The organism is Streptomyces sp. B1I3, assembly GCF_030816615.1.
Classification (GTDB): domain Bacteria; phylum Actinomycetota; class Actinomycetes; order Streptomycetales; family Streptomycetaceae; genus Streptomyces.
On record NZ_JAUSYD010000001.1, the window covers coordinates 6,474,887 to 6,497,498 of the forward strand.

Annotated in this window: 21 protein-coding genes; 16 read left to right on the plus strand and 5 right to left on the minus strand. The window is 72.5% G+C overall.

The window, feature by feature from the left end:
- Positions 1-231: 231 nt before the first annotated feature.
- From QFZ58_RS29420 to QFZ58_RS29430, 3 genes are all read left to right on the plus strand, one after another.
- Entirely contained in the window at positions 232-1,323 is a 1,092-nt protein-coding gene (locus QFZ58_RS29420) for a glycine betaine/L-proline ABC transporter ATP-binding protein (RefSeq protein ID WP_307127919.1), read from the plus strand.
- Positions 1,316-3,946 carry an ABC transporter permease/substrate binding protein gene (locus QFZ58_RS29425; protein ID WP_307127920.1) on the plus strand — a complete coding sequence of 877 codons (2,631 nt, stop codon included), beginning with the start codon at positions 1,316-1,318 and terminating at the stop codon, positions 3,944-3,946. Before QFZ58_RS29420 ends, QFZ58_RS29425 begins: the two co-directional genes overlap by 8 nt.
- Positions 3,947-4,122: 176 nt before the next feature.
- On the plus strand, positions 4,123-4,668 hold the full coding sequence (locus tag QFZ58_RS29430; RefSeq protein WP_307127921.1) for a helix-turn-helix domain-containing protein: 546 nt from the start codon (positions 4,123-4,125) through the stop codon (positions 4,666-4,668).
- A 75-nt stretch (positions 4,669-4,743) separates the two neighbouring features.
- Here the strand turns inward: QFZ58_RS29430 and QFZ58_RS29435 are convergent, their stop codons facing one another.
- Positions 4,744-5,898: a TDT family transporter gene (locus QFZ58_RS29435; protein WP_307127922.1), complete on the minus strand. Its 1,155-nt coding sequence runs from the start codon at positions 5,896-5,898 to the stop codon at positions 4,744-4,746.
- A gap of 238 nt (positions 5,899-6,136) precedes the next feature.
- Here QFZ58_RS29435 and QFZ58_RS29440 point away from each other — a divergent pair, with 238 nt between their 5' ends.
- Positions 6,137-7,021, plus strand: coding sequence for a LysR family transcriptional regulator (locus QFZ58_RS29440; protein WP_307129034.1), 885 nt, complete (start codon positions 6,137-6,139; stop codon positions 7,019-7,021).
- A 46-nt stretch (positions 7,022-7,067) separates the two neighbouring features.
- Here QFZ58_RS29440 and QFZ58_RS29445 read toward each other — a convergent pair whose 3' ends face one another.
- Both QFZ58_RS29445 and QFZ58_RS29450 read right to left on the minus strand, forming a co-directional pair.
- Complete coding sequence (locus tag QFZ58_RS29445) at positions 7,068-7,793, minus strand: gamma-glutamyl-gamma-aminobutyrate hydrolase family protein (RefSeq protein WP_307127923.1); 726 nt, start codon at positions 7,791-7,793, stop codon at positions 7,068-7,070.
- A gap of 113 nt (positions 7,794-7,906) precedes the next feature.
- Positions 7,907-8,602 (minus strand): FadR/GntR family transcriptional regulator, encoded by a 696-nt coding sequence (locus QFZ58_RS29450; protein WP_307129035.1) that lies wholly within the window; start codon positions 8,600-8,602, stop codon positions 7,907-7,909.
- A 112-nt stretch (positions 8,603-8,714) separates the two neighbouring features.
- Between QFZ58_RS29450 and QFZ58_RS29455 the strand changes: the two genes are divergently transcribed.
- Genes QFZ58_RS29455 through QFZ58_RS29470 form a run of 4 tightly spaced genes read left to right on the plus strand, consistent with a single transcriptional unit; the run spans position 8,715 to position 13,224 of the window.
- On the plus strand, positions 8,715-10,076 hold the full coding sequence (locus QFZ58_RS29455) for a glutamine synthetase family protein (protein ID WP_307127924.1): 1,362 nt from the start codon (positions 8,715-8,717) through the stop codon (positions 10,074-10,076).
- A gap of 8 nt (positions 10,077-10,084) precedes the next feature.
- Complete coding sequence (locus QFZ58_RS29460; RefSeq protein ID WP_307127925.1) at positions 10,085-11,449, plus strand: aldehyde dehydrogenase; 1,365 nt, start codon at positions 10,085-10,087, stop codon at positions 11,447-11,449.
- A 6-nt stretch (positions 11,450-11,455) separates the two neighbouring features.
- Complete coding sequence (locus QFZ58_RS29465) at positions 11,456-12,244, plus strand: 3-oxoacyl-ACP reductase (protein WP_307127926.1); 789 nt, start codon at positions 11,456-11,458, stop codon at positions 12,242-12,244.
- Positions 12,245-12,288: 44 nt separating this feature from the next.
- Positions 12,289-13,224 (plus strand): DUF2510 domain-containing protein, encoded by a 936-nt coding sequence (locus QFZ58_RS29470; protein ID WP_307127927.1) that lies wholly within the window; start codon positions 12,289-12,291, stop codon positions 13,222-13,224.
- 11 nt (positions 13,225-13,235) lie between these two features.
- Here the strand turns inward: QFZ58_RS29470 and QFZ58_RS29475 are convergent, their stop codons facing one another.
- On the minus strand, positions 13,236-14,438 hold the full coding sequence (locus tag QFZ58_RS29475; RefSeq protein WP_307127928.1) for an amino acid deaminase/aldolase: 1,203 nt from the start codon (positions 14,436-14,438) through the stop codon (positions 13,236-13,238).
- Positions 14,439-14,989: 551 nt separating this feature from the next.
- On the opposite strand from QFZ58_RS29475, the gene QFZ58_RS29480 reads away from it, so the two are divergent.
- The 3 genes from QFZ58_RS29480 to QFZ58_RS29490 all read left to right on the plus strand — a co-directional run bounded on the left by QFZ58_RS29480 (position 14,990) and on the right by QFZ58_RS29490 (position 17,999).
- Complete coding sequence (locus tag QFZ58_RS29480) at positions 14,990-15,808, plus strand: hypothetical protein (RefSeq protein WP_307129036.1); 819 nt, start codon at positions 14,990-14,992, stop codon at positions 15,806-15,808.
- Positions 15,805-17,028 (plus strand): type VII secretion-associated serine protease mycosin, encoded by a 1,224-nt coding sequence (gene mycP / locus QFZ58_RS29485; protein WP_307127929.1) that lies wholly within the window; start codon positions 15,805-15,807, stop codon positions 17,026-17,028. Before QFZ58_RS29480 ends, mycP begins: the two co-directional genes overlap by 4 nt.
- A 242-nt stretch (positions 17,029-17,270) precedes the next feature.
- Positions 17,271-17,999: an SseB family protein gene (locus QFZ58_RS29490; RefSeq protein WP_307127930.1), complete on the plus strand. Its 729-nt coding sequence runs from the start codon at positions 17,271-17,273 to the stop codon at positions 17,997-17,999.
- A 52-nt stretch (positions 18,000-18,051) separates the two neighbouring features.
- Here the strand turns inward: QFZ58_RS29490 and QFZ58_RS29495 are convergent, their stop codons facing one another.
- On the minus strand, positions 18,052-18,417 hold the full coding sequence (locus QFZ58_RS29495) for a DUF1844 domain-containing protein (protein WP_307127931.1): 366 nt from the start codon (positions 18,415-18,417) through the stop codon (positions 18,052-18,054).
- Between the two features lie 388 nt (positions 18,418-18,805).
- Here QFZ58_RS29495 and infC point away from each other — a divergent pair, with 388 nt between their 5' ends.
- From infC to QFZ58_RS29520, 5 genes are all read left to right on the plus strand, one after another.
- On the plus strand, positions 18,806-19,468 hold the full coding sequence (gene infC / locus QFZ58_RS29500) for a translation initiation factor IF-3 (RefSeq protein WP_307129037.1): 663 nt from the start codon (positions 18,806-18,808) through the stop codon (positions 19,466-19,468).
- A 120-nt stretch (positions 19,469-19,588) separates the two neighbouring features.
- Positions 19,589-19,783, plus strand: a complete 195-nt coding sequence (gene rpmI, locus QFZ58_RS29505; protein ID WP_014044927.1) for a 50S ribosomal protein L35 — start codon at positions 19,589-19,591, stop codon at positions 19,781-19,783.
- 115 nt (positions 19,784-19,898) lie between these two features.
- Positions 19,899-20,282, plus strand: coding sequence for a 50S ribosomal protein L20 (gene rplT, locus QFZ58_RS29510; protein ID WP_003970214.1), 384 nt, complete (start codon positions 19,899-19,901; stop codon positions 20,280-20,282).
- 168 nt (positions 20,283-20,450) lie between these two features.
- Positions 20,451-21,290, plus strand: coding sequence for an RNA methyltransferase (locus QFZ58_RS29515; RefSeq protein ID WP_307127932.1), 840 nt, complete (start codon positions 20,451-20,453; stop codon positions 21,288-21,290).
- Positions 21,291-21,435: 145 nt separating this feature from the next.
- Complete coding sequence (locus QFZ58_RS29520; RefSeq protein WP_307127933.1) at positions 21,436-22,590, plus strand: ATP-binding protein; 1,155 nt, start codon at positions 21,436-21,438, stop codon at positions 22,588-22,590.
- Positions 22,591-22,612 lie beyond the last annotated feature (22 nt).

Below are 22,612 nucleotides of genomic sequence, written 5' to 3' on the forward strand. Positions count from 1 at the left end.
CACCCCACCGACAGTTCCGGCCGTCGGCGCCCGCGGTTCCTGGAACGCCACCTCGCCGAAGTGAACTGGGTCACACATGTGTTTGGGTTGTGTAAAGAGGGGCAGCCGCGCCATCGGAGCGGATCACGTCCATTTTCCATCGGTGCACGTGCTCTGCGGGCCGAATCCGCCCGCTCCACGGTCTGCCGGCGGGGGTGGCAGACCGTTTTCGGTTCAACGCGTGAGGTGTATGTGTCAAGGCTGCAAGCGGAGCACTTGTACAAGGTGTTCGGCAGACGACCGGATCAAGCCGTGCAGAAGCTCGAGAACGGTGCCCACCGTGACGAGCTGCGCGCCGACGGAACGACAGCAGCGGTGATCGACGCCTCGTTCACCGTGGAACCGGGTCAGATCTTCGTGGTCATGGGACTCTCCGGGTCCGGCAAGTCGACCCTGCTGCGGATGCTGAACGGGCTGCTGGAGCCCACCGCCGGACGTGTGCTGTTCGACGGGCAGGACCTCACGGCACTCAGCGCCCGCGAACTGCGCGGCGTACGCTCGTCGAAGATCAGCATGGTCTTCCAGCACTTCGCGCTCTTCCCCCACCGGAGTGTCCTGGAGAACGCCGCGTACGGCCTCGAGGTGCAAGGGGTTCCGCGTGCCGAACGCGAGCGGCGCGCCACCGAAGCGCTGCAGCTGACCGGTCTCGCCGGGTGGGAGAAGTCCTGGCCCGACGAGCTGTCCGGCGGTATGCAGCAGCGTGTGGGCCTGGCCCGCGCGCTGGCCACCGACGCCGACCTGCTGCTGATGGACGAGTCCTTCAGCGCGCTCGACCCGCTGATCCGCCGCGACATGCAGGACCAGCTCCTCGAACTCCAGAAGCGGCTGAAGAAGACCATCGTCTTCATCACCCACGATCTCAACGAGGCCATGCGCCTCGGCGACCGCATCGCCGTGATGCGGGACGGCGAGATCGTGCAGCAGGGCACCGCCGAGGACATCCTCGTCCGGCCGTCCAACGACTACGTGGCCTCGTTCATCCAGGACGTCGACCGTTCCCGTGTGCTCACCGCCGGTTCGATCATGGAAGCGCCCGAAGCGGGACGTTCCCACAAGGACCTGCTGGCGGAGGCCCCCGCGACGGTGTCCGCCGAGACACCCATCGCCGAGCTCTTCACCCCGTGCTCCACCAGCGGGGTCGCCGTCGCCGTCACCGACGCGGGCGGCGGCGTCATCGGGGTGGTACCCCGCAACCGGTTGCTCGCCGCGCTCGGCGAGGAGCCCCGGGTCGAGGACGTCCTGCCCGCCCCGCGCGACGCCCGGGTGGTGAAGGCAGGTGCCTAGGTTCTCCTTCGGTGAATGGGTCGAGAGCGCGGTCGACTGGCTCCAGTCGAACCTCACGTGGATCTTCGACGCCATCAAGACCGTCCTCGGCGGCATGTACGACGGTGTCGACGCGGTGCTCGGCGGTGGTGAGCCGCTGCTGATGGCGGCGATCTTCGCTGTCATCGCGTTCTGGCTGCGCGGCGTGTTCCCGGCCGTCCTCACCTTCGTGGGGTTCGCCCTCATCGACTCCCTCGCCCTCTGGGACGAGGCGATGGCCACACTGTCGCTGGTCGTCGTGGCAGCGGTGATCACCATCGTGATCGCGGTGCCCACGGGCATCTGGGCCGCGCGCAACAGCAGGGTCAGCGCCACGCTGCGGCCGGTGCTCGACGTCATGCAGACGATGCCGGCCTTCGTCTACCTGATCCCCGGCGTCATGTTCTTCGGCGTCGGCGTCACCCCCGGTGTGATCGCCACCATCGTCTTCGCGATGCCGCCCGGCGTCCGGATGACCGAGCTCGGCATCCGCCAGGTCGACGGCGAACTGGTCGAGGCCGCAGCGGCGTTCGGCACCACGCCCAAGGACACCCTGACCCGGGTGCAGCTGCCGCTCGCCCTGCCGACGATCATGGCCGGAATCAACCAGGTCATCATGCTGGCCCTGTCGATGGTCGTCATCGGCGGTATGGCCGGGGCCGGCGGCCTCGGTGAGAAGGTGTACGCCGCGATCACCCAGCTCCAGGTCGGCCTCGCTGCCGAGAGCGGGATCGCCGTCGTCATCCTCGCCATGTACCTGGACCGGATGACCGGCGCGCTCAACGAACGGGTGTCCCCGCTCGGCCGACGTGCCGCCGCGAAGGCCGCCGCCGGTGCGCGGCGCCTGAAGTTCGCGCACTACAAGCCGGGGACCGCCGTCGCCATGACGGGTGTCGTCGTCCTGGCGCTCGTCGCGGGCGGCCTCAACATCGCCGGCTCCGGCGACGCGGGGAGTACCCGGGCCGCCGGCGGCGACGTCGGCAAGGGCCAGAAGATCAACATGGGCTACATCCCCTGGGACGAGGGCATCGCCTCCACCTTCCTCTGGAAGGAGCTCCTGGAGCAGCGCGGCTACGAGACGGGCATCACCCAGCTCGACGCCGGCCCGCTGTACTCCGGGGTCGCCCGCGGTGACATCGACTTCCAGACGGACTCCTGGCTGCCGACGACGCACAAGGACTACTGGGACAAGTACAGCGACCAGCTGGACGATCTCGGCTCGTGGTACGGGCCGACCTCGCTGGAGCTGACGGTTCCCTCGTACGTCAAGGGCGTCGACTCGCTGGCCGACCTCAAGGGCCAGGGCAAGAAGTTCGACGGCAAGATCATCGGCATCGAGGCCAGTGCCGGGATGATGGGCACGCTCAACGAGAAGGTGCTCAAGGCGTACGGCCTGGAGGGCGAGTACAAGGTCGTCTCCTCCAGCACCTCCTCGATGCTCGCCGAGCTGAACGCCTCCATCAAGAAGAAGGAGCCCGTCGTGGTGACCCTGTGGTCGCCGCACTGGGCCTACGGCAAGCACGACCTGAAGAAGCTCGAGGACCCCAAGGGGGCCTGGGGCAAGGGCGAGGAAGTCCACACGGTCGCCCACAAGGGCTTCGCGAAGAAGGCCCCCGCCGTCGCCGAGTGGCTCAAGGACTTCGAGCTCAGCGAGAAGCAGCTCACGAGCCTCGAGAACGAGATCCAGAACGCCGGGCAGGGCGAGGAGCAGGACGGCGTCCGCGCCTGGCTGAAGAAGAACCCGGGCCTGGTCGACAAGCTGGCCCCGGTGCCGGGCGGCGCCGGCGGCACGCAGCAGGGCAAGGACGCGGGCAAGACCGTCGACATGGGGTACTTCCCGTGGGACGAGGCGATCGCCTCGACCTACCTCTGGCAGAACATGCTGGAGGACCGGGGGTACAGGACGACGGTCAAGCAGCTCGACCCGGGCCCCCTCTACACCGGCCTCGCGCAGGGGCAGCTGGACGTCCAGTTCGACTCCTGGCTGCCCACGACGCACAAGGACTACTGGGACCGTTACAAGGACGACCTCACCGATCTGGGTTCGTGGTACGGGCCGACCTCGCTGGAGCTGACGGTTCCCTCGTACGTCAAGGGCGTCGACTCGCTGGCCGACCTCAAGGGCCAGGGCAAGAAGTTCGACGGCAAGATCATCGGCATCGAGTCGAGCGCCGGGATGATGGGCACGCTCAACGAGAAGGTGCTCAAGGCGTACGGCCTGGAGGGCGAGTACAAGGTCGTCTCCTCCAGCACCTCCTCGATGCTCGCCGAGCTGAACGCCTCCATCAAGAAGAAGGAGCCCGTCGTGGTGACCCTGTGGTCGCCGCACTGGGCCTACGGCAAGCACGACCTGAAGAAGCTCGAGGACCCCAAGGGGGCCTGGGGCAAGGGCGAGCAGATCCACACGGTCGCCAAGAAGGACTTCGCCGAGGACTTCCCGGAGCTGACCGGCTGGCTGAAGGACTTCGAGCTCGGTGAGGCGCAGCTGGCCTCCCTCGAGGTGGAGATCCAGAAGGGCGGCGCGGGCAAGGAGAAGGAGTCGGCCCGCCGGTGGATGGATGCCAACCCGGACGTGGTGGACAAGCTGGCGCCTGTCGGCAGCTGAATTCGAACGTCTGAACGATGAAGGGGGCGGCCCGGTAGCGAACCGGGGCCGTCCCCTTCAGGCTGGTCGGAGGGACCCGGACGGTTTCCCGTCCCGTCACTTCCGCTCCATCGCGCGAACGACATGCGTAGGGTGCTGGCAACCGGGAGGATGGCGATCCGGGGAGGGAGCCGGACATGGACGACAAGGAAGCCCTTCGAGTGGGTGCCGCGGTGCGCCGTCGGCGCAGGACCCTCGGCCTCACGCTGGCCGCGGTGGCCGGGCGCAGTGGCCTGTCCGTACCGTTCCTCAGCCAGATCGAGAACGAACGGGCCAGACCCAGCCCCCGGTCCCTGGACCGGGTGGCCGAGGCGCTGGAGACCACCACCGAGCGACTGCGGGCGGCGGCCGACTCGGCGCGCGCCGTGGACGTCGTACGGGCGGACGGCGATGACGGGGTACGCCGGCTGGTGCGTGGCCGCCACCAGCTGAGCGCCCTCGAATTCGTGGGCGAGCAGGACCTCGGACGGGAGTTCCAGCACCGCAACGACGAGTTGATGTACGTCGTGGAGGGCGCCGTCGAGGTCGAGGCCGAGGGCCGGGCCTACCGGCTGGGCCGCGGCGACACGCTCTTCCTCTCGGGCGGGGTCCGCCACCGGTGGCGGGCGACCGTCACGGACACCCGGCTGCTCGTCGTCGCGGTCGCCGAGCACATCGACGCCACCTACGACACCCGCCGCTGAGAGTGCGACACCCCCGGCGGGGCGGACGGGCAGCCGCCACCGGACGGCGTCCGCGGCTCGCCGCCGCGGGCCGCCTCAGGTCGCGGCGCCGGCCACCGGACACGGCGGTCGCGGCGGCGCGAGCAGCGTTCCGCCGATCACCCCGCGCAGCGTCCTCGCGCCCGCCACGGCCCAGGCGGTCACCAGCAGGGCGTAGAGCGCCACGGCCAGCCAGGTGAGCGCGGTCAGCCCCGTGTGCCGGGCCAGTCCCGCCGCGCCGGTGACGCACGTGCCGACCGGGAACGTGAAGCCCCACCACGTCATCGTGAACGGCATGCCCCGCCGCGCCGCGCGCACCACCATCGCGACGGACAGTGCCAGCCACAGCAGCGCGAAGCCCATCACCGGCACCCCGTAGACCACGGCGAACGCGCCGAACGCCGAGGCGTAGGGCGTCCTGATCGCGTCCGGCGCCACATCGGCCAACTGGTTGACGGCGGTCGTGGACTGGCCGAGCGGGCCGAGCACCAGGAAGAGCGCCGGGGTCAGCGCGAGTGGCAGTGGCCCGTGGTGGATCAGTCGTCCGAGGATCAGGGGCACGACGGCCAGGGTCGCCAGCAGGGACAGCCCGAACATCGCGTAACAGGCCAGCAGCAGCGCCTCGCGCCACTGGCCGGGCGGCAGCTCGGGTACGAGGAGGGGGCCGACCGCGGCGGAGACCATCGGGGCCACCAGGGGCAGCAGCCAGACCGGCGAGGCGGTGCCGGGTGCCGGGCGGTGACGTACGACCATGAGGTACGGGACGGCCACGGCGACGACGAGGCCGCTCACCGTGCCCGCCGTGAAGAGCACCGCGCCCGTGGCGACGGCCGCCGGGTGGCCGATGACGTCCCGGCCGACGGCCGCCGTACCGGCGCCCACCGCGAGCAGCGCCATGGACAGGCAGCCGTAGAACGGGGCGACGGCGGGGTCCAGGAGGTGTGCGCGGGCCTGGTCGCGGTGGAAGACCCAGTGTCCGGCGCGGGCCACGAGGACCCCGGCGAGCAGCACGGCGGACAGGAGCCACACCGCGACGCAGGCACCCCGCAGGCCCGGGACGTGGACGGGCAGCGCGGCGCCGGCGCTCGCGACGACGGCGGTGCCCATGACCGTCGCGTACCAGTTCGGGCCGATGTGCCGGAGGGAGGGGAGTGGGAGCGGGGCGGGGGCCGGTGCGAGGGCGACGGGCCGGATCCGCGGAATGGTGGCCATGCCATGATTTTCCGTGGGCGGGTCGCCGCCCACCAGGGAGCCCGCACCTATGAGGTCATAAGCTGGCTTTATGCCCAGCTCCACGCCCGGCCCCTCGCCCGTGCCGCCGCCCGGCCCCTCGTCCGTACCGCCGCCAGGTCCCTCGTCCGTGCCGCCGCCCCCCGGGACAGGAGCCGGTCAGTCCGCCCCCGGCGATGGGCACGGGCGCCTCGCGCAGCGGGTTCCCGACCTGGGGGCGATGGTGCTGCTGCTCGCCGTCGCCCGGCACGGGAGCCTCGGACGGGCGGCCCGGGACATCGGCATCACGCAGCCCGCTGCCTCCAGCCGCATCCGGTCGATGGAGCGGCAGCTGGGCGTCGCGCTGCTGGACCGCTCGCCGCGCGGCTCCCGGCTGACCGACGAGGGAGCCCTGGTCACGGACTGGGCGCGCCGGGTCGTCGAGGCCGCCGAGGCGTTCGACGCGGGAGCCCAGGCGCTGCGGGACCGCCGTGACTCCCGGCTGCGGGTCGCCGCGAGCATGACGATCGCGGAGTACCTGCTGCCCGGCTGGCTGATCGCGCTGCGGGCCGAGCGCCCCGGTACCGCCGTCTCGCTCCTCGCGGGCAACTCGGCCGCGGTGGCACTGCGGCTGCTGACCGGTGAGGCGGACCTGGGCTTCGTCGAGGGACTGTCCGTACCGGAAGGGCTCGACGGCACGGTCATCGCGCACGACCGGCTCGTCGTCGTGGTCGCCCCCTCCCATCCGTGGGCCCGCCGCAGGACCCGGCTGATGCCGGGGGAGCTCGCCGCCACACCGCTGATCCTGCGGGAACACGGCTCGGGCACGCGGCAGGTCCTGGACGCCGCCCTGGCGGTGCACGGAGGGCTGGCGCGCCCCCTGCTCGAACTCTCCTCGACGACCGCGGTCAAGGGCGCGGCGGAGAGCGGGGCCGGTCCCTGCGTGCTGAGCGAACTGGCCCTCGGCGAGGAGCTCTCCGCCCGCCGCCTGGTCAAGGTCCCGGTCGAGGGCGTCCGGCTGCGGCGCCAGCTGCGCGCGGTCTGGCCGGCCGGCCACCGGCCCGCCGGACCGGCCCGCGACCTGCTCTCCCTGACGGTCCCCCCGGCGGGGCCGGGCCGCGCCTGAGGGCCGTCAGTACCGCACCCGCCGGGACGGAGGCCGCCGCACCGGATCAGACGCGGACGGCGACCGGGGGCGCTGCCGCCTTCTCCCGGGCCGCTTCCACCAGCGCCCGCACGACCCGGAGGTCGTCACCCATCTCCGGATGCCACTGAACCCCCAGCACCCACTGCGCGCCCGGCAGCTCGACCGCCTCCACCGTGCCGTCCGCGGCGTGCGCGGACGCCACCAGACCGGGCGCGAGCCGGTCCACGGCCTGGTGGTGGTACGTGGGCACGGACGCCTCCCCGGGCGCCACCGAGGCGTACAGCGTCCCCTCCACCGGGGTCACCACGTGTTCGCCGAGAACCCCCGCCTTGCCGAACGGGCCGGCGTGGCCGTCCAGGTGCTGGATCAGCGTGCCTCCCAGCGCCACGTTGAGCAGCTGCATGCCGCGGCAGATGCCGAGCACCGGGATGCCCGCCCGCATCGCCGCGCGGAGCAGGGCGGGCTCCCAGGCGTCCCGCTCCGGCGCAGGCGGCCCGGTCCTGAAGTCGCGCTCCGCGCCGTACAGCCCGGGATCGATGTCGGCGCCGCCCGCCACCACGAGGCCGTCGAGCCGGGCCACCACGGCCGCCGCCTGTTCAGGGGAGTCCGGGGGCAGGAGGACGGCCAGACCGCCGGAGCGCTGGACCAGCCGTGGGTAGGCGGCGGGGAGCACCGCCGCGGGGAGTTCCCAGACACCCCAGCGAGCCGCCGGCTCCAGATAGGTGGTGACGCCGATGAGCGGTCGGTGCATGGTGCGGTCCCTCCGGCGGGCGGGTCTGCGGACCGGCCCAGTGCAATGGTGTCGCGTCATACCTTTGTGCGTCCGGCGGGGCCGCGCAAGAGAGAGGATCCGGAAGGGCGGGTTCAGGCCAGGAATCCCCGCAGCAGCGCCGCCGTCCCCGCGCAGTGTTCGCGCATCACCGCGCGTGCCGCCTCCTCGTCGCCGGCGAGCACCGCCTCCACGAGCGCCGTGTGCTGGCGCTGCGCGTGTTCGAGGTTGCGTACGAGCAGGGGGATGCAGTCCAGCAGGTCGTTCACGGTCGCCCGCACCGCCGCGTACCGGGCGCTCAGGGAGGGTGAGCCGGACAGTTCCGCCAGCGTCAGGTGGAAGAGGGTGTCGAGCCTGCGGTACTCGGGCAGAGGTGCCTCGTGTGTCGCGACCAGAGCCGTACGCAGCCGGGCGGCGCCCGTGTCGTCGAGGCCGCGGCCGGCGCACAGGCCGGCGGCGCCCGTCTCCAGCACCTCGCGGAAGAGCAGGACGTCCTCCATGTCGGTACGCGCCGCCCGGCGGCGCAGCTCCTCCCCGTCGGCCGGGGCGGTGCGGGGAAGCACGAAGGTGCCGCCGTACCGCCCGCGCCTTGCCTCGACGAGGCCCTGGTCGGCGAGGACCCTCAGGACCTCGCGGAGCGTGACGCGGCTGATGCCCAGGCGTTCGGCCAGCTCGCGCTCGGCGGGCAGCCGCCCGCCGTCCGGTACCAGCCCGAGCCGGACCACCTGGAGGATCTGCTCCAGCGCCTCCTCGAAGCCGTTGCCCGCACGGACCGGCCGCAACACCGGCATCAGGCGGTCGAAGGGCCGGAACACCTCGCTCTCTTCCGCCACGTCCCGATTCCCTTCCCCCCAATGGTTTTCTCCCATACCTTAGACCGGCCGACCGAACGAGGAGCATCCCGTGGCAGACCGAACACCTCCGCTCCGGGCCGAGCGGCTGCGCGCGCTCGTCGCGAGCGGGGAGATCGACACCGTCGTCCTCGCCTTCCCCGACATGCAGGGCAGGCTCCAGGGCAAACGGTTCGCGGCGTCCTTCTTCCTGGACGAGGTGCTGGAGCACGGCACCGAGGGCTGCAACTACCTGCTCGCCGTCGACACGGACATGAACACCGTCGACGGATTCGCCATGTCCTCCTGGGCCGACGGCTACGGCGACTTCGCCATGCGCCCCGACCTCGCCACCCTGCGCCGCGTCCCCTGGCACGAGGGCACGGCGATGGTCATGGCCGACCTCGCCTGGGAGGACGGCACCCCGGTCGTCGCGGCGCCCCGCCAGATCCTCAGACGGCAGCTCGAGCGGCTCGCCGCCCACGGCCTGACCGCCCACGTCGGTACCGAACTCGAGTTCATCGTCTTCAAGGACACCTACGAACAGGCCTGGGACCGCAACTACCGCGGCCTCACCCCCGCCAACCAGTACAACATCGACTACTCCGTCCTCGGCACCGGCCGCATCGAGCCGCTGCTGCGCCGCATCCGCAACGAGATGGCGGCCGCCGGACTCACCGTCGAGTCCGCCAAGGGCGAGTGCAACCCGGGGCAGCACGAGATCGTGTTCCGGTACGACGAAGCGCTCGTCACCTGCGACCAGCACGCCGTCTACAAGACCGGCTCCAAGGAGATCGCCGCCCAGGAAGGCGTCGCCCTCACCTTCATGGCCAAGTTCAACGAGCGCGAGGGAAACTCCTGCCACATCCACCTCTCGCTCCAGGACGCCGGCGGCCAGAGCGTCATGGCGGGCGAGGACGGCACGATGTCGCCCCTGATGCGGCACTTCCTCGCCGGTCAGCTCGCCGCACTGCGGGAGTTCTCCCTGCTCTACGCGCCGAACATCAACTCCTACAAACGCTTCCAGCCGGGCTCCTTCGCCCCCACCGCCGTCGCCTGGGGCCACGACAACCGGACCTGCGCCCTGCGCGTCGTCGGACACGGCCGCTCCATGCGCTTCGAGAACCGGCTGCCCGGCGGAGACGTCAATCCGTACCTGGCGGTCGCCGGTCTCGTGGCCGCCGGGCTGTACGGCGTCGAGCGCCGGCTCGAGCTGCCCGAGGCGTGTGCGGGCAACGCCTACACCGCCGGATACGAGCGGGTGCCCACCACCCTGCGTGAAGCGGCCGACCTGTGGGAGCACAGCGAGATCGCCCGGACGGCCTTCGGCGAGGAGACGGTCGCGCACTACCGCAACATGGCGCGCGTCGAACTGGAGGCCTTCGACGCAGCGGTGACCGACTGGGAACTCCGCCGCTCCTTCGAACGCCTGTGAGGCGCCCCGTGACCACCGAGCACCACGTCCTCAACCCGGCGACCGAGGAACTCGTCGCCACCGTCCCCGCCACCTCCGTCAACGAGGTCGACACCGCCGTCACCCGGGCCTCGGCCGCGCAGCGCACCTGGGCCGCCCTCGCCCCCGCCGACCGCGCCAGGCTGCTGCGCCGCTTCGCCGTCCTCGTCGACGAGCACGCCGAGCGGCTGGCCCGGCTCGAGGTCACCGAGGCGGGCCACACCCTGGGCAACGCCCGGTGGGAGGCGGGCAACGTCCGTGATCTGCTGGACTACGCGGCCGGGGGAGCGGAGCGGCTCACCGGACGGCAGATCCCCGTACCCGGCGGGATCGACATCACCTTCCTCGAACCCCTCGGGGTGGTCGGGGTGATCGCCCCGTGGAACTTCCCCATGCCGATCGCCGCCTGGGGCGTCGCCCCCGCCCTCGCGGCCGGCAACGCCGTCCTGCTGAAACCGGCCGAGGCCACCCCGCTCACCGCCCTCCACCTGGCCCGGCTCGCCCTCGACGCCGGCCTGCCCGAACACCTCTTCCAGGTGCTGCCCGGGGCCGGCGACGTCACGGGCAACGCCCTGGTCGAACACCCCGGCGTGGCCAAGATCGTCTTCACCGGGTCCACCCGCGTCGGCAAGCAGATCATGGCCCGGTGCGCCGGCCAGGTGAAGCGGCTGACCCTCGAACTCGGCGGCAAGAGCCCCAACATCGTCTTCGCCGACGCCGACATCGAGGCCGCCGCGGCCGCCGCCCCCATGTCCTTCCTGGACAACACGGGCCAGGACTGCTGCGCCCGCACCCGCATCCTGGTGCAGCGCCCGGTGTACGACCGCTTCCTGGAGCTCCTGGCCCCCGCCGTGGCCTCGGTCGTCGTCGGGGACCCCGGCGACGAGAGGACCCAGATGGGCCCGCTGATCTCCCGGACCCAGCTGGAGCGGGTCCGCGCCCACGTCCCCGAGGGCGCGGCCGGGATCCGGGGCACGGCCCCCGACGGCCCCGGCTTCTGGTTCCCGCCGACCGTCCTCACCGATGTCGGCGCGGACGCGCCCGTCGCCACCGAGGAGGTGTTCGGGCCGGTCGCCGTCCTGCTGCCCTTCGAGGACGAGGCCGACGCGGTCCGGCTGGCGAACGCCACCAAGTACGGCCTGGCCGGCTCGCTCTGGACCCGTGACGTGGGCCGCGCCCTGCGGGTCTCCCAGGCGGTGCGCGCCGGGAACCTGTCGGTCAACTCCCATTCCGCCGTCCGGTACTGGACCCCCTTCGGCGGCTTCAAGCAGTCCGGACTCGGCCGTGAACTGGGGCCCGACGCCCTCGCGGCCTTCACCGAAACCAAGAACGTCTTCATCGGCACGGAGGTCTGAACGACCATGACCACGGACACCGGGAACATCTGCCGCCGCCTGGCCGGCCGCACCGCCGTCGTCACCGGGGCGGGCAGCGGCATCGGCCTGGCCACCGCCCGCAGACTCGCGTCCGAAGGGGCCCACGTCGTCTGCGGCGACATCGACGAGCGTGCGGGCGCCGCGGCCGCCCACGAGGCGGGCGGCACCTTCGTACGCGTCGACGTCACCGACCCCGAGCAGGTCGAGGCGCTCTTCGCCGCCGCGTACGAGACCTACGGCTCCGTCGACATCGCCTTCAACAACGCCGGCATCTCACCGCCCGACGACGACTCGATCCTCACCACCGGCCTCGAAGCCTGGAAGCGTGTCCAGGACGTCAACCTCACCTCCGTCTACCTCTGCTGCAAGGCCGCCCTGCCGTACATGCGACGTCAGCGTCGCGGTTCCATCATCAACACCGCGTCGTTCGTGGCCCGGATGGGCGCGGCCACCTCCCAGATCTCCTACACCGCCTCCAAAGGCGGTGTGCTCGCCATGTCCCGCGAACTCGGCGTCCAGTTCGCCCGGGAGGGCATCCGGGTCAACGCCCTGTGCCCGGGACCGGTCAACACCCCGCTGCTGCAGGAGCTGTTCGCCAAGGACCCGGAGCGCGCCGCCCGCAGGCTCGTCCACATCCCTGCCGGCCGGTTCGCCGAGGCGACGGAGATCGCGGCGGCGGTCGCCTTCCTGGCGAGCGACGACTCCTCGTTCGTCAACGCCACGGACTTCCTCGTCGACGGCGGTATCTCGGGGGCGTACGTGACGCCGCTGTAGGCCCTCGGCCCCGGCGCGCACAGCCTCTCCCTAGAGTGGACGGCATGAGCGACGCGCCCCCGCCCGGCTGGTACCCGGACGTGAACATGCCCGGCACCGAACGCTGGTGGGACGGCGCGGCCTGGACAGGGCACATCCGGTCGTCCGCCGCCCAGGTGCCCGCGGTGCCCGGGCCGCAGTCCGGTCCCCGGGTGTCCGGGGCGCCCGGCGGCCGGGCCGGGGCCACGACGGTGGCCGCGGTCACCGCGGCCGTCCTGGCGACCGTCGCCGTCGCCGTCACCGGGATCACGGTCTCGGGCGACGACGGAGGGGCGAAACCGGGCTCGGCGCCCACCACCTCCGCCCCGCGGCCCACCGCCACGGCCACCCCGAACGCCGCCGCCCCGTCACCGCAGGACGGGCCGGTGGACGATCCGAAGGTGCTGACCGACCAGCTCGACGGCATCACGCTGCGCGTCCCCGAGGGCTGGGAGAAGCCGGAGAGCACCCTCGACGACGCCTCGACGATGCGTACGACCGGGTCCTACACCTGCCCCGGCGACTCCGGAAGCTTCTGTTACCACGGCACGGTCACCGTCCGGACGGCGAGCGGCACCGACCTCGATTCCATGAAGGCGCTGGCCGAGGAGGACATCGGCACCGCCGCCGACCGGGCCTACGGCGAGAACACCGTCGGCGACCTCGTCCACGGCGGCATCAGGTCCCACAAGAAACTGACGTCCGCGTCCGTGAGCGTGGCCGGGCGCACCGGACACCTCGTGCGGTGGCAGGTCACCACGGGCCGGGGCGCGGGCGGATACGTGGAGTCGCTCGTCTTCCCCTCCGCGGTCGGCAGTGAGACGCCGGTCATCGTGCGCTTCGCCTTCGACGCGGGCCGCAAGGAGCTGCCGCTCTCCCTCATGGACACCATCACCCGCGGCATCCGCCCGATCGGTGACAGCGCCACCGGTGGCGGCGTCGGCAGTACCGTCGGCCCCTGAGGCCGCAGGGCTCACAGGAACGTACGGCCCTCGCCCCGGTACGTCGGGACGGTGGCCGTGATCCGGTCGCCCTCGATCAGCCGCAGCTCGTCGAAGCGCTCGCACAGCTCACCGGCCTTGGCGTGCCGGAACCACACCTTGTCCCCGATCAGCAGGTCGTCGGCCGGGGCGCCGAGCAGAGGTGTCTGCACCTCTCCCGGTCCCTCCTGCGCGTCGTAGCGCAGCCCGTGGGGCAGATACGGGACCGGGAGCCGGTCCGCGCCCGCGGCCCCGGACGCCGGATAGCCGCCGCCGAGCACGGTCACCACACCCACGCCGGGCCGCCGGACCACGGGCTGGGCGAACAACGCCGCCGGACGGCCCGTGAACGACGTGTAGTTGTCGAACAGCCGCGGCACGTACAGCCCCGACCCGGCCGCGATCTCCGTCACCGCGGCCTCGGCGGCGGTGTGCTGCACACTGCCGGTGCCGCCCCCGTTCACGAACTCCAGGTCCGGCGCCACCGACCGCACCGCCCGCACGACCTCCGCCCGCCGGGCCGTCAGCTCCCGGCGGGCCGCCGCCTGCATCAGCCGGACCGCCCGGGAGCGCAGCGGCCGGCCCGCCACCTTGTCCCCGACACCGGCCACATGACCCTCGTACGCCATCAGCCCCACCAACCGGAATCCCGGCCTGCGGCCCACCGAGCGGGCCAGGTCGGCCAGTTGGGCGGGGGAGCGCAGGGGGGAGCGCAGGGCGCCGACCCTCACCCGGCCACCGAGCAGCCGCAGGGAGGTGTCCAGCTCGAGGCAGACCCGGATCTCCTCGGTTCCGCCGGCCCGTGCCGCGTCGATCAGTTCCAGCTGCGCGTGGTCGTCCACCATCACGGTCACGGCCGCCGCCAGCTCGGGGTCGGCCGCCAGTTCGGCGTACGCCGCCCGGTCGGCCGACGGATAGGCGAGAAGGACGTCGCCGAAACCGGATTTGGCCAGCCACAATGACTCGGCGAGGGTGAACGACATGATCCCGGTGAACCCGGGCCGCGCGAGCACCCGCTCCAGCAGGGCGCGGCAGCGCACCGACTTGCTCGCCACCCGGATCGGCTTCCCGCCGGCCCGCCGCACCAGGTCGTCGGCGTTGGCGTCGAAGGCTTCCAGGTCCACGACGGCCACGGGGGCGTCGAGATGGGCGGTGGCCCGGTCGTAACGGGTCCGGTCGGCGGCGCGGGCAGTCATGGCCGCAGCTTGCCAGACCGCCGTACCACTGGGTAGGGGGACGTTCGGGGCAGATCCCCCGCAGCCGCCGTCCCGTTCCCACGGCGTGTGCTCCACCCCGTAGAGTGACGGTCACGCGGATGACCGGCGGACCAGTCCGGCACGGTGATCCACGGGCGGTACGGGGACGTGGACCAGGGGGCCGGATGAGTACCGAAGCGCAGCGCGCTCCCGTGCCACCCCGCCCGACCACCCCACCCCCGGTGCCGCCCCGGCCCCCCGCCGCACCCGCACCGCGCACGGAGCCCGCGCAGCCGGCCGCGCCCCGCCCCGCGTGGGAACCGGCGTCCGGCCCGGCGGAACCGGCGCCCCCGCCCGTGTCGCCCCCGCCCGTGGAGACGACCACGCGCCTGCGCGCCGTTCCCCCCGCGCCCCACGACCGCCGCACCGCCACACCCCCCGCGCACCACGGCCGGCCCGGCACACCGCCACCGTCCGCCGCCACCAGGCGCCGGCCCGTCGGCGCCGTCGACCTCACCCCCCGCCCCGGCGCGGCTCCCGCCCCGCGCGGCGTGTACTACGCGTACGCCGAGACACCCGTGGAGACCACGACCCGGCTGCGCCCCGTCAAGAACGGGCACCCCGCCAGAACCGCGGCCGCCGCAGCCTGCGTCGTACTCGGCCTCGGACTGATCGGCGGAGCCGTCACCGGCAGCTGGCTCACCGGCGACTCCGCGGCCGACCCCGGAGCCGGCAACGCGTACACCGTGGGCCGCTCCGTCTGGCACGGCGTTCCCGTCGACACCCTCTTCCCCCGCACCCTCAAGGGCGACGGCGCAGGCCCGGGGGCCGCCGACCGCGTCTGGACCCGGATCGCCGTGGCCACCGACAGCGACTGCGCCGCGGGCCTGGACCCCCTGCTCCTGGAAACGCTCCGCCCGGTCGGCTGTGAACGCCTGGTGCGGGCCACCTACACCGACGCCACCCGCAGCAGCGTCACCACGGTGGGCCTGGTCTTCACCGAGGCGGACGCCGCGGGGATGACCGCGCTCAGCACCCGCTTCACCGGTCAGCACCTCGGCGAGCGCGCCGACCTCATGCCCCGCGCCTTCCCGGCGAGGGGCACCGCCGCCGCGGACTTCGGCGACCGGCAGCGTGCCAGCTGGACGGTCCGCGTACTGACCGAGGTGCCCGTCGTCGTCTTCTCCGTCTCCGGCTTCGCCGACGGCCGCCCCGTCACCGAACCCCAGCCCGCCGCCGCGGCCATGGCGGAGGGCGCCACGACGCCGGCGGCACAGGCCGGACTCGGTCACGAGGCGAAAGGCATCGCCGACCGGGTGGAGCGCGCGCTGCGCAGGACCGTCACCGACCTCACGGAGAAGCCGGAATGACCCGCCCGCGACGGCTCCGCGCCCTCACCGCGCTGGCCACGGCCACCGCGTTCACGCTGCTCCCCGCCCTACCGGCCCACGCCGACGCCATCCGCGACCAGCAGTGGGGTCTGGAGGCCCTGCACACGGAGCGGGCCTGGCAGACCACCCAGGGCGAGGGCATCACCGTCGCCGTCCTGGACACCGGAGTCGACCGCAGCCACCCCGATCTCGCCGGTCAGATCCTCCCCGGCAAGGACCTCATCGGCTTCGGCGCCGGTCAGGGCGACAGCGCCTGGGCCCTGCACGGCACGGCGATGGCCGGCATCATCGCCGGCCGCGGCAGCGGCCCCGGCCGGGACGAGGGGGTGCTCGGCGTCGCTCCGGGAGCGAAGATCCTGCCCGTCCGGGTGATCCTCGAGTCCAACGATCCGTCCCGCACCAAGGCCCGCGCGTCGCGCGGCACCGCCCTCGCCGAGGGCATCCGCTGGGCCACCGACCATGGCGCCGACGTCATCAATCTCTCCCTCGGCGACGACAGCAAGTCCGCCCACCCGGAGCCCGGTGAGGACGCCGCCGTCCAGTACGCCCTGAGCAAGGGCGTCTCGGTCGTCGCCTCGGCGGGCAACAGCGGGGACAAGGGCGACCGCGTCTCCTACCCCGCCGCCTATCCGGGAGTGATCGCCGTCGCGGCCGTCGACAAGTACGGCACGCACGCCGCGTTCTCCACCCGCCGCTGGTACGCGACGGTCAGCGCACCGGGCGTCGACATCGTGGTCGCCAACCCCGACCGGCACTACTACATCGAGTGGGGCACCTCCGCGGCCTCCGCCTTCGTCTCAGGAGCCGTCGCCCTCGTGCGCGCCGCGCACCCGGGCCTGTCGCCCGCCCGGATCAAGACGCTGCTCGCGGACACCGCCCGCAACTCGCCCGCGGGCGGACGCGACGACGCCCGGGGCTACGGACTGGTCGACCCCGCGGCGGCGATCGAGGCCGGGGCGAAGCTGGGCCCCGACGGCCTGAGCGCCGCGTCAGGATCCGGGGCCGGCTACCGCAAGCAGTACTTCGGCCCCGGCCCCACCCCGAAACGGGAGGACGAGCGCCCGGCCGGCTGGCTGGCCCCGACGGCCGGAGGCCTCGGCGCCCTCCTGCTGGCCGTGGCCGTCGTGCTGTGGCGCGGCAGGAACACCGCCGGACGCGGGAACAGCGCCTCCGCGGCGGGCATCGGCGGGCATCGCTGACCCACCGGCCCCGGAGACCGCCCCCGGTGGCCGGCGGCGCGCCCCGGCCCCGGCGGTCCGCATCCGGGCCCGTGGGCCGACCGGCAGCCCCCGAGCCCGGGGGCCGGTCGCAGTCACCCACCCGGTACGACGACGGCCCCGGAGGCTGTGGCGGGCACGGCCCGGGGCCGGGAACCTGGGCCGGCAGCAGCCTGTGCCGACCTGTCGCCCGGGTGGGAGAACCGACCCACTACGCTCGTCGTGTGGCGCTCAAGAACATCCCGGACCCCGGTTTCTCCGAAGACGACGGCACGGCCGCTCCCGAACTGACGGCGGCGCTCGCCGCCTGGGCGCAGGACCGTACGGCCGTCGGCCCGGTCCTGACGGCACTCCGCGGGGCCCGGCTGCTCGTGCCGGTCGTCGCCGTCCTCGGCGAGGTGGAGGAGGACGAGAACGGGCTGCGCCGCGAGAAGACCAGCGACATGGCCGTGCCGACCCTCCAGGCGGGGGACCGGCGCGCCCTGCCCGCCTTCACCTCCACCGCCTCGCTGGCCCGCTGGGACCCGCAGGCCCGGCCCGTCGCCGTACCCCTGCACCAGGCCCTGCAGGCAGCCGCCCACGAGAAGGCGGACACCGTGGTGCTCGACCTCGCGGGTCCAGTCGCGTTCGAGCTGACCGGCCCGGCGCTGCTGGCCCTGGCGGAGAACCGCACCAGCGCCGACCCGCTCGACGACCCGGCGGTCGTCGCCGCCGTACGGGAGGCGGTCGCCGCCGAACCCGCGGTGGTCCGCGCCCATCTCGGTCCGGGCCGGGCCGACGGCACCGTCGCTCTGGTCCTCGCCCCCGACGCGGTGCCGGCCGAGGCCGTCCGGCGGGTCGCCGAGGCCCTGTCGGCCAGTGAGGTGCTGCGGGCCAGGCTGGTGCGCGGCATCGACCTGGCGCTGCTGCCGGCCGGCGCCGCCGCCCCGGGCGAGCCCCTGTTCAGCCGCTGACGCACGAGGGCCCGCCGCCTGTCGCAGGCGGCGGGCCCTCGTGGAGGATCTCCTAGCCGTAGACGGGGCCGGTGTACTTCTCGCCGGGGCCCTGTCCCGGTTCGTCCGGTACCAGCGAAGCCTCGCGGAACGCCAGCTGGAGCGACTTCAGGCCGTCGCGCAGAGGCGAGGCGTGGAACGTGCTGATCTCCGTGGCGCTCGCGTCGAGCAGCCCGGCGAGCGCCTGGACCAGCTTGCGGGCCTCGTCGAGGTCCTTGTGCTGCTCGCCCTCCTCGGTCAGGCCGAGCTTCACGGCGGCCGCGCTCATCAGATTGACCGCGACGGTCACGATCACCTCGACCGCGGGGACCTCCGCGATGTCGCGGGCCATGTCGTCGAAGCCGGGGGTCTCGGTGCTGGGAGGGGTCGCGTCGCTCATGCCCCACACGATAAGGCCAGGCCGCGCGCTTCCTTCCCGCGGGAGCGGGGGAGACACGGGATTAGCGCACGCCCCGGCGGGCTGCTAACCTTGTGTAACGACCGGCCGGACACCTATGTGCTCGGCCCACAAGTGGAGGCTCCGATCTCCCACCTGACCGTCCTCCGGGACGGCGGGTCACCGGTCAGGTGGCGACCATCGTTCCGTACGGACGATGGAGCCGCCCGATGCGCCCCGCGGTTGCACGCGGCGGTGTTCCGGTATTTCCAGGAGCCCCGCCTGTGTCCCGTCCGGGGCATTTTCTGTCTTCCGGTTCGGTTGGTCCTACACAAACAGACGTTACGCGGCTGTCCGCCAGGCGGTCGCGTGGTGCTACCTAGGAGGATCCATCAGCGCCGAGCCCCGCATCAACGACCGGATTCGCGTTCCCGAGGTGCGACTTGTCGGTCCCAGCGGCGAGCAGGTCGGGATTGTCCCGCTTGCCAAGGCCCTTGAGCTCGCACAGGAGTACGACCTCGACCTGGTCGAGGTGGCGGCGACAGCCCGTCCCCCCGTGTGCAAGCTCATGGACTACGGGAAGTTCAAGTACGAGTCGGCCATGAAGGCCCGTGAGGCGCGCAAGAACCAGGCGCACACGGTCATCAAGGAAATGAAGCTCCGGCCGAAGATCGACCCGCACGACTACGACACCAAGAAGGGTCACGTCGTCCGGTTCCTCAAGCAGGGGGACAAGGTCAAGATCACGATCATGTTCCGCGGTCGTGAGCAGTCCCGCCCCGAGCTGGGCTTCCGACTGCTCCAGCGTCTCGCTTCGGATGTCGAGGACCTCGGCTTCATCGAGTCCAGCCCGAAGCAGGACGGCCGAAACATGATCATGGTTCTCGGCCCGCACAAGAAGAAGACCGAAGCGATGGCCGAAGCCCGTGAGGCCCAGGCCGCCCGCAAGGCGGAGCGTCAGGGTTCCACCCACGACGCCGAGTCCGATGGGGATGCCGCCGAGGCTCCGGCCGAAGCGGTCGAGGCTCCGGCCGAGACACCTTCCGAGGCGTGACCTCCGGGGGCTGCCATCCAGGCGCCCCCGGGCCCCTCGGGAACCACCCAAAGATCTGACGCCCCTGCAGTCCGGTGCCCGCACCGCGAGGGGCGCCACTGACGAGGAGATAACGGCGCGATGCCGAAGAACAAGACGCACAGCGGTGCCAGCAAGCGCTTCAAGATCACTGGATCGGGCAAGGTGCTCCGCGAGAAGGCCGGCAAGCGCCACCTGCTCGAGCACAAGTCGTCCAAGAAGACCCGCTCGCTGACCGGCACGACCGTCGTGGCTCCGGCCGACGCCAAGAAGATCAAGAAGCTTCTCGGCAAGTGAGGACGCGGCCTCCGGTGACACCGGCGGCGCGTTCTCGATCAGGCCGGGACCAATTCGTTTCCGGGTCGGGTGAGTCTGAACTGCGACCATCCGGCCCCGCTGCAAGGAGTTAAAAGTGGCACGCGTCAAGCGGGCAGTAAACGCCCACAAGAAGCGCCGGGCGATCCTCGAGGCCGCCAGCGGTTACCGCGGTCAGCGTTCGCGCCTGTACCGCAAGGCCAAGGAGCAGGTCACCCACTCCCTGGTCTACAACTACAACGACCGCAAGAAGCGCAAGGGCGACTTCCGTCAGCTCTGGATCCAGCGCATCAACGCCGCTGCCCGCCAGAACGGCATGACGTACAACCGCCTCATCCAGGGTCTGAAGGCCGCCAACATCGAGGTGGACCGCAAGATCCTGGCCGAGCTCGCGGTCAACGACGCCAACGCGTTCGCCGCGCTCGTCGAGGTTGCCCAGAAGGCCCTCCCGAGCGACGTCAACGCCCCGAAGGCCGCCTGATCCAGGCAGTTCTTCCGGCGTTCCAGCGTTTCGAGCCGGACCCGCAGGCGCGCACACCGTCTGCGGGTCCGGTGCGTTGCGCGACGTATCGCGTACGTGCGTAGTCAGCCTTACGCAGATCAACGTACGCAGAGAAGCAGAGTTACGCAGAGAGGCTCGCCGCCGACCATGGGCACCCCCGAACTGATCTCCGCGCGCTCTCCGCGCGTCGCCGCCGCACGCAGGCTGGCCCGGCGCAACTTCCGCGGCAAGGAGCGCAGGTTCATCGCCGAGGGCCCGCAGGCCGTACGGGAGGCCGCGGCACACCGGGGCGGCGACGGGCAGCCCACGCTCACCGAGCTCTTCGCCACAGTCGAGGCGGCCGAGCGGTACGCCGCCATCGTCGACGCGGCCCGTGCCGCGGGGGCCCGCGTGCACCTCGCCGACGCCGACGTCCTGGCCGAGGTGTCGCAGACGGTCACCCCGCAGGGCCTGATCGGCGTGTGCCGCTTCCTGGACTCGCCCTTCGAGGACATCCTCGCGGCGAAGCCCACCCTGGTCGCCGTCCTCGCCCACGTACGCGACCCCGGGAACGCCGGAACGGTGCTGCGCTGCGCCGACGCCGCGGGCGCGGACGCCGTCGTGCTCACCGACGCGTCCGTCGACCTCTACAACCCCAAGTCGGTCCGTGCCTCCGTCGGCTCGCTCTTCCACCTCCCGGTGGCCGTCGGCGTACCCGTCGAGCAGGCCGTACGGGGGCTGCGGAGCGCCGGTGTGCGCATCCTGGCAGCGGACGGCGCGGGCGCCGACGACCTCGACGACGAACTCGACGCGGGCACGATGGGAGGACCCACCGCCTGGGTGTTCGGCAACGAGGCCTGGGGTCTGCCCGAGGAGACGCGGGCGCTGGCCGACGCCGTGGTCCGGGTCCCGATCCACGGAAAGGCGGAAAGCCTCAATCTCGCCACCGCCGCCGCCGTCTGCCTCTACGCCTCCGCACGGGCCCAGCGCCCGCGGCACACCGCCTGAACCGCCTCGCTACGGCGGCCCCACCGACCGATACAGGCCACACCGGCCGGGGCGCGCCCGCAGGGTGTCGCTCGCCGTCCGGCGCCTAGTAGGGTGACGAACTCGGGGGCCCACTGCACCGGTTCGAGAGGTGGGGTACGGGAATATGGCTGTCGGCATGAGCACGCCGCGTCACACACACACGGCAGCCGTGCGCGCCACCACCGACGGGGACGGCGAGGAGCGGGCCGCCGTCGACACGGCGACGGACATCGGTCCGGACGACCTGCCCGACGGGCTCGTCGTCGCGGACGAGAACGGCCGGGTCATCTGCTTCAACGCGGCCGCCGCCAGGATCACTGCCACGCCCCGCGCCGCGGCCCTCGGCCGCTCCCTGGAACACGCGCTGCCCCTGGAGGACCTCAAGGGCCGGCGCTGGTGGGCCCTGACCGACCCGTACGGCGGGCTCGCCACCCGCGTCGGCCAGCCCGAGCGCAATCTGCTGCTCCCGGGCGGCCGCGAGGTCCTGGTCTCGGCACGGTACGTGCGTGAGACGCCGACCGGTCCGGTCCGCCGGCTCGTCGTCTCGCTGCGCGGCACCGAGGCCCGCCGCCGCACCGAGCGCAGCCACGCCGAGCTGATCGCCACCGTCGCCCACGAGCTGCGCTCCCCGCTGACCTCTGTGAAGGGCTTCACCGCGACGCTGCTGGCCAAGTGGGAGAGGTTCACCGACGACCAGAAGCGGCTCATGCTGGAGACCGTCGACGCCGACGCCAACCGCGTCAACCGGCTGATCGCCGAGCTGCTCGACATCTCGCGTATCGACTCCGGCCGCCTGGAGCTGCGCCGCCAGCCCGTGGACATCTCCGCCGCCGTCGAACGCCACATCCAGGCACTGACCGCCACCGGTCAGGCCCCCGGCCGCTTCCTCGTCCGGACCCGCCGGCCCCTGCCCGAGCTCTGGGCGGACCCGGACAAGGTCGACCAGGTCCTGGGTAACCTGCTGGAAAACGCGGTGCGGCACGGCGAAGGAACCGTCACCATCGAGATCGCCCCTGCGCCCGCACCGGGCAAGAGGGACGAGAGCGGAACGGCGGTCACCGTGAGCGACGAAGGCCCGGGAATCCCCGAGGAGTCGATGGGCCGCGTCTTCACCCGCTTCTGGCGGGGCAGCAAGCGCGGCGGGACCGGCCTGGGCCTGTACATCGTCAAGGGCATCGTCGAGGCGCACGGCGGCATGATCACCGTGGACCGGGGACCCGGCGGCGGCGCCGAATTCCGATTTATCCTGCCCGTGAGCATGCCGGCCTACCTGGCCTGAGCCGCCCACGGGCTTCTTCGCC

Bases quoted from the DNA above. Each gene is read 5' to 3' on its own strand.
- QFZ58_RS29495 (WP_307127931.1), bottom strand. From the start codon at position 18,417: ATGAGCGACGCGACCCCTCCCAGCACCGAGACCCCCGGCTTCGACGAC.
- rpmI (WP_014044927.1), top strand. From the start codon at position 19,589: ATGCCGAAGAACAAGACGCACAGCGGTGCCAGCAAGCGCTTCAAGATC.
- QFZ58_RS29430 (WP_307127921.1), top strand. From the start codon at position 4,123: ATGGACGACAAGGAAGCCCTTCGAGTGGGTGCCGCGGTGCGCCGTCGG.
- QFZ58_RS29520 (WP_307127933.1), top strand. From the start codon at position 21,436: ATGGCTGTCGGCATGAGCACGCCGCGTCACACACACACGGCAGCCGTG.
- QFZ58_RS29450 (WP_307129035.1), bottom strand. From the start codon at position 8,602: ATGCCGGTGTTGCGGCCGGTCCGTGCGGGCAACGGCTTCGAGGAGGCG.
- mycP (WP_307127929.1), top strand. From the start codon at position 15,805: ATGACCCGCCCGCGACGGCTCCGCGCCCTCACCGCGCTGGCCACGGCC.
- QFZ58_RS29465 (WP_307127926.1), top strand. From the start codon at position 11,456: ATGACCACGGACACCGGGAACATCTGCCGCCGCCTGGCCGGCCGCACC.
- QFZ58_RS29445 (WP_307127923.1), bottom strand. From the start codon at position 7,793: ATGCACCGACCGCTCATCGGCGTCACCACCTATCTGGAGCCGGCGGCT.
- QFZ58_RS29470 (WP_307127927.1), top strand. From the start codon at position 12,289: ATGAGCGACGCGCCCCCGCCCGGCTGGTACCCGGACGTGAACATGCCC.
- QFZ58_RS29435 (WP_307127922.1), bottom strand. From the start codon at position 5,898: ATGGCCACCATTCCGCGGATCCGGCCCGTCGCCCTCGCACCGGCCCCC.
- QFZ58_RS29475 (WP_307127928.1), bottom strand. From the start codon at position 14,438: ATGACTGCCCGCGCCGCCGACCGGACCCGTTACGACCGGGCCACCGCC.
- QFZ58_RS29440 (WP_307129034.1), top strand. From the start codon at position 6,137: ATGGTGCTGCTGCTCGCCGTCGCCCGGCACGGGAGCCTCGGACGGGCG.
- QFZ58_RS29515 (WP_307127932.1), top strand. From the start codon at position 20,451: ATGGGCACCCCCGAACTGATCTCCGCGCGCTCTCCGCGCGTCGCCGCC.